Here is a 5,863-nt window from a genome sequence, read left to right on the forward strand (position 1 = left end):
AAATTGCGGGATAATTTCTTATCCGCACATCGGCTTTATTGTTCGCTGTACTGTTCAGTTTTCAAAGAACCAATCGCTCTAAGCGACTCCATTATTTTAGCATGCATTGCTTTATAATGTCAAGTGCTTTTTTGCGATGCCTTCCGGAAAACGGTTGAACCGCTTTCCGGAAGTGGCCGCCTCATCAGCGGCGAATATGATAATATCACTAAGCCATGCGCTATGCAAGCAATATTAGAAAGTTTAATATCGAAGGGGATATCAAAAATAAAGCAGAACGAATCTAAAAGGAATCAGATTCGTTCTGCTTTTCTGGTTTATATTCTACAAAAGCTTTTGCTTATTACACTTGCAACCGCCGAAAGGCTGCACCATCTCGAGCCGCAGGCTTGCCGACTTATGAACGCTCTGCGTTCATCCCAACTCGAAAGGGGAATGACGGGAAGGTACCCACAAGTCCCTGATATCTGAAATTCGTAAGAATTTTTACAGGCGGTAGGCCGGGCTGCTTTAAAGCCTGATAAAGGACAGCCCCCTTTATCAAGAGTACTTCACGCCGACAGCAAATATATTGGCTGCCTTTCATTCCCGCCCCTTACTTTTGGTGAATCGAGAGTTGGAAAATTCTGTATCTATGGTTACGTGGGCGTGATATCCTGGAAGGGTCTTTTCAATCAGGGTTTCTGCTTCCCATTTCAGTTTTTCCCGGTTGCATCCATAAATCAGGGTGATATCGATATATACACACTTATTTTTATGGAATATATCCACTCCATGGAAGTTGAGGCATTCTTTATGATTTTTCTTAAATTCATTCAACGCTCTGACTACCACTTTAGACTGAGGGTCTTCATAATGAACCGCATAAACCCCGAATACGATATATACATGATAAATCCGTTCAATCTCATCCTGCAGATGATGGAGTAAAGGATAAATCTCTCCTACCGTAGTATCTTTATCCAGTTCCACATTAATACTGCCGATATACTTACCAGGGCCATAGTTGTTGAGCACCAGATCATAACTGCCCAGAATAAATGGTGCGCTGTTTACTTTCTGGTAAATGCCGGCCGCCAGAGAGTCCGGTATCCTCTCCCCCAGTAATTTTCCTGAGATTTCCAGCAGTATGAGTATTCCGACACGGGTAACGAAAAGGGAAATGATGACCCCCATCCAGGCATCCACATTGATATGAACAAACATATAAAGCAATGAAGAAACCAGGGTACCTATGGACAGATAAATATCATTTCTTGCATCCTGCCCCGAGGCTATCAGAGCTCCAGAACAGGTCTCCCTTCCCACGTTGATGGTATAAGAAGACAGAAACACCTTCACCAGAATGGAGAAACCGATAACGCCCAGCGTAAGTACTGTAAATTCCGGCTGGGTGCCATAGTATATGTTTTCTGCGGAATGAAACAAACTTTGAAGCCCGGTCATAAGAATAATAATGCCAATGGCCAGACTGGTAAGGTATTCGCCCCGCTTATGTCCAAATGGGTGCTCCTCATCCGGTTGTTTTGAAGCTAGTTTAGTTCCGATAATCGTCACCAGCGAGGAGGCTGAATCGGTCAGGTTATTGACTGCATCAGAAATCAAAGCGGCGGATCCGCTCCATACCCCGGCTATAGCCTTGATGATGCTGAGCAGAATATTGGCCGCCACCCCAATGCCGCTCACTATCGATATCTTTCTTTCCCTTTCTGCATCACTGAGCCGGGTTATTTTTAGATTCCCCTTCATGTCCATGACCTCACAATATATGAAACGATTAAAAACTATATTAAATAAATTATATACACTATATATCAGGTAACTCCGGTACTCCGCCGGATAATTGTTATCTATTGTACTCATTCCCTTCAGGAATGCAAGGGGATGATGAGCCTGGCTTTTCTGCACAGCCCTGGTCTTATGATGTTAAGCCATGGCCCTTGAGCAATAAAAAATGCAGCCATCGCTGCATTTTTTATTGCTCATTATTTCAATTCGTTTTCTTCTCGCTCTTTATTCGCTTCTTCGAGAAGTTCTTTATCGTACTTTCTTTCTGTACGGTCTACCGCGCAGGCTACGGTTGCGTCACCGGTGATGTTAAGAGTGGTGCGGAACATATCCAGTACACGGTCAATTCCGGCTACCAGGGCAATGCCTTCCAGCGGGAGGTTTGCAGACTGGAGAACCATAGCCAGCATGATGAGTCCGCCGCCCGGAACACCAGCTGTACCTATGGAGGCCAGAGTACCGGTGAACATAATCATAATCATCTGATTGATGGTAAGGTGAATGCCATATACATTGGCTACGAACAGTGCACATACACCCATATATACTGCGGTGCCATCCATATTGATGGTAGCGCCCAGCGGAAGAACAAAGGAAACTACTTCCTTCTTAATCTTCAGCTTTTCAATCAGGTTCTTCATATTGACCGGCAGTGTACCGGCAGAGGAACAGGTGGTGAAAGCGATCATCATAGCTTCAGACATAGCTCTGTAGAAATCGATAACTTTAATCTTGCCAATGAAGGATACAATCGGTGTATATACCAGAATCATATGGGCAATAGAACCAATAGCAGCTGCCACGATAACAGAGAGAAGCGGCAGCAGAACTTTTGGCCCGTTATTAACGACTACCGGAACCAGCAGACAGAATACGCCTATAGGAGATACGCGCATAATCATGCCGATTACTTTATAGCATACTTCAGCCAGAGCATCAAAGAGCTGGGTAAGGAATACACCTTTTTTTCCGCCTACCGCTACAATGCCTGCCCCCAAGAAGATAGAGAAAACAATCAGCGGAAGGATGTCTGCGTTCGCCATAGATTCCACCGGGTTCTTAGGAATCATATTGACCAGCACTTCCATAAAGGTCGGAGCCTGCTTGATTTCCGGTGCAGCGGCTGCCCCCATATCCAGACCTACGCCTGGATGGATGAGCATAGCTGCGCCAAACCCAAGAAGAATAGCGATGGCGGTAGTTCCCATATACATAATCAAGGTCTTCACGCCAATACGGCCCAGTTTCTTCAAATCTCCCAGACCGGTCATCCCGGTAACAAGAGAGGATAAAATAACAGGAACAATCATCATCTTAATCAGATTGATGAACATGGTCCCAATCGGAGCTACCCACAGCTTCACCCATGGCGCAGCATCCGGTCCCAGAATCAGTCCGACAACAACGGAAAGAATCAGGGATGCGAAAATCTGTACTGAAAGGTTCATTCGGTTTCCCCCTTATAAAATATCATCTATATTATAATCTTTCGATGTAGTTATTGCAATACATTTATTCTCGCAGTAGTATATTTATTTGATTGTATTTGATTGTATTTGATTATATTTGATTATATTTGGGTATATACGGTATATTACATCATATTCTATTTGTTTTTATGAGTATACACTTTTTATTTTCGTACTTTTTCCCCCCTTATTTTCAATATTTTTCGCATTAATTTAAATTGGATTGGTTTTTGCATAGCATACTTGATATTATTTTTTCGGTTTTCACTGCTTACTATAACAGTTTTATAAATTTATATTTTTGTATAAATATTATCAAAAGAAGTATTAATTGTTATCCTTGAATAATGGCCTTTAGAGTAGACAATTACATATAGATGATGTAGAATGTATTCGTTCAAAAACATCGGGGAATGTTTTAGGAGGATTTAAACTATGAAAGAATTTTATTCCATTACCACCAAATGTCTAAAAGCTATTGCTGATCCAAAGAGACTTCGCATTATCGACATGCTTTCCATCCATGAACGCTGCGCATCCGATATTCTTGAAGAATTCCAGGTAACTCAGCCAACTCTGTCCCATGACATGAAGATTCTGTCTGAAGCCGGCCTGGTTAACTCCCGCAAGATCGGCAAGAAGGTAAGCTATACGCTGAACCATGAAAACCTGAATCATCTTCTTACTCAGCTCGGTAGTGTATTCCAGCCAAAGAGCGGAATAAGGGAAAATGCATAACTGAATATGCAGGACGCAAGCTGGTCCCGGATAGCACAATGCAGACAACTGCAGACACAATAAAAATTGGGCTATGTGAATGATATTCACCATAGCCCAATTTTTATTGCCTTAGGACAGGAATAAACAAAAAGAGCTATAGTGAACAATGTTCACATAGCTCTTTTTACTGCTCATTATATAGACTTATCAAAGAGATATTCTTCCCTGTCCACCACCTTGCCGTTGCGGATGTACACTCTTGGCACGCGGCGGCCTATGTTGCAGAGGATTTCGTAGTTGATGGTTCCTGCAGCATCAGCCAGTTCTTCAACAGGAATGAACTGATTCCCCTGGCGGCCGAAGAGTACTACTTCATCGCCGGATCGGCAGTTGGCTTCGCCGGTGATATCAATCATACACTGATCCATGCAGATATTCCCAATCTGAGGTACCCGGTGTCCATGGAAGAGTACATCCACTTTGCCGGAGAGTATACGCATGTATCCGTCCGCATATCCTACGGGCAGAACAGCAATCTTTCGCCTCTGGTCACAGGTGAAATGGCGGCCATAGCTGACGGTAGCCCCTTTATCAATCAGTTTGATATGGGCTGCGCAGCAGCGGAGAGACATAACCGGGCGGAAGTCAAATTTTTCCATGGGCACATCCGGACTCGGTTCACATCCATACTGAATGATGCCCGGACGGACCATATCCAGATGATACTCCGGCATTTCCAGGGTAGCTGCACTGTTGCAGCAATGGCGGATAGGAATATGGACTCCTTCGTTTTCCAGACGGGTGCATACCCACATGAACCGTTTAAACTGTTCATGGGTAAAGGTCTTATCCTTTTCATCAGCCGTAGCAAAATGAGTGAAGATTCCACGGATTTCAATGCGCGGCAGGCTGGCAATCTTCTTAATCGCCTCAATGGTTTCTTCGCTGGGAAGGAATCCAACACGGCTCATACCGGTATCGATGGCAATGTGTACCTGCAGAGTCTGTCCCAGGCGGGAGGCTTCTTCTGAATAGTATTCTGCATTCTTCAGATTGAACACCGCTGGTTCAATGTGGTAAGCCAGAAGTTCTTCCGTGCGGCGGCCATCCGTATGACCCAGGATAAAAATATCCTTGGTGATTCCTGCATACCGGCGAAGTTCCACCCCTTCATCCAGGCTGGACACAGCAAAACAATCGGCTCCGTTTTCTGCAAAGACACGGGCCAGTTCTACAGCACCATGTCCATAGGCATTGGCCTTGACGACCGCAGCGATACGTACATCTGGACCTACATGTTTCCGGATTACACGCATATTATGAGCTGCCGCATCCAGATCGATCTGTGCCCAAAGGGCGCGGCGCGTAAAATTTTCAGTTGTACTGTTTGCATCAATCATATACTTTACTCCCCTCATTTTCCATTTTGGGTATTATGCTTTTCGCTTTATTGTAGCACAAAGATGAGCCAAAGGCTCATGGTCCGCAAGCAAAGACCGGGCTGTCAATAGTATGGAAATCAAAGATTTCATAATTTTATGAACTTACAGCCAATGAGGACAAGTTCTTGTCGTCATTCCCCCTTTCTCTCCAGAGAGGGAAATATGTGATATCCTTCAACTTTCCTTTATTCAAACAAAGTGGAATCAACTATCCACCGACTTCGTCGGTCCCCCTTTCTTTCAAGAAAGGAGCATCGTTTCTCATGCTTTCCTTTAATCAGCTTTCGCATGCTTGCCCTTTGCAAGAAGAGAACATTCTGCTTCATTCCTGTAATCTGCAAGGATTGCACCATCCTGAGCCGAGAATGGCATAACCATTCTTGCGGCCTTATGATCTGCTTTAAAGATGAATAAGAGTCAAACGTACAACAGCACGCTTTCCTA

The 5,863-nt window shown here is 44.1% G+C and carries 4 protein-coding genes; 1 reads left to right on the plus strand and 3 read right to left on the minus strand.

Annotation, left to right across the window (positions count from 1 at the left end):
* Positions 1-582 precede the first annotated feature (582 nt).
* Both BLQ79_RS07955 and BLQ79_RS07960 read right to left on the minus strand, forming a co-directional pair.
* On the minus strand, positions 583-1,749 hold the full coding sequence (locus tag BLQ79_RS07955; RefSeq protein ID WP_159427889.1) for a cation diffusion facilitator family transporter: 1,167 nt from the start codon (positions 1,747-1,749) through the stop codon (positions 583-585).
* Positions 1,750-1,985: 236 nt separating this feature from the next.
* Positions 1,986-3,236 carry a dicarboxylate/amino acid:cation symporter gene (locus tag BLQ79_RS07960; protein ID WP_091365566.1) on the minus strand — a complete coding sequence of 417 codons (1,251 nt, stop codon included), beginning with the start codon at positions 3,234-3,236 and terminating at the stop codon, positions 1,986-1,988.
* Positions 3,237-3,692: 456 nt separating this feature from the next.
* Here BLQ79_RS07960 and BLQ79_RS07965 point away from each other — a divergent pair, with 456 nt between their 5' ends.
* Positions 3,693-3,995 carry an ArsR/SmtB family transcription factor gene (locus BLQ79_RS07965; protein ID WP_091365568.1) on the plus strand — a complete coding sequence of 101 codons (303 nt, stop codon included), beginning with the start codon at positions 3,693-3,695 and terminating at the stop codon, positions 3,993-3,995.
* Between the two features lie 176 nt (positions 3,996-4,171).
* On the opposite strand, the gene alr is transcribed toward BLQ79_RS07965, so the two are convergent.
* The gene (gene alr / locus BLQ79_RS07970) at positions 4,172-5,377 is read right to left on the minus strand and encodes an alanine racemase (RefSeq protein WP_091365571.1); all 1,206 of its coding nucleotides are present in this window, start codon (positions 5,375-5,377) and stop codon (positions 4,172-4,174) included.
* Positions 5,378-5,863 lie beyond the last annotated feature (486 nt).

The organism is Dialister histaminiformans, from assembly GCF_900103425.1.
GTDB classification, from domain to species: domain Bacteria; phylum Bacillota; class Negativicutes; order Veillonellales; family Dialisteraceae; genus Allisonella; species Allisonella histaminiformans.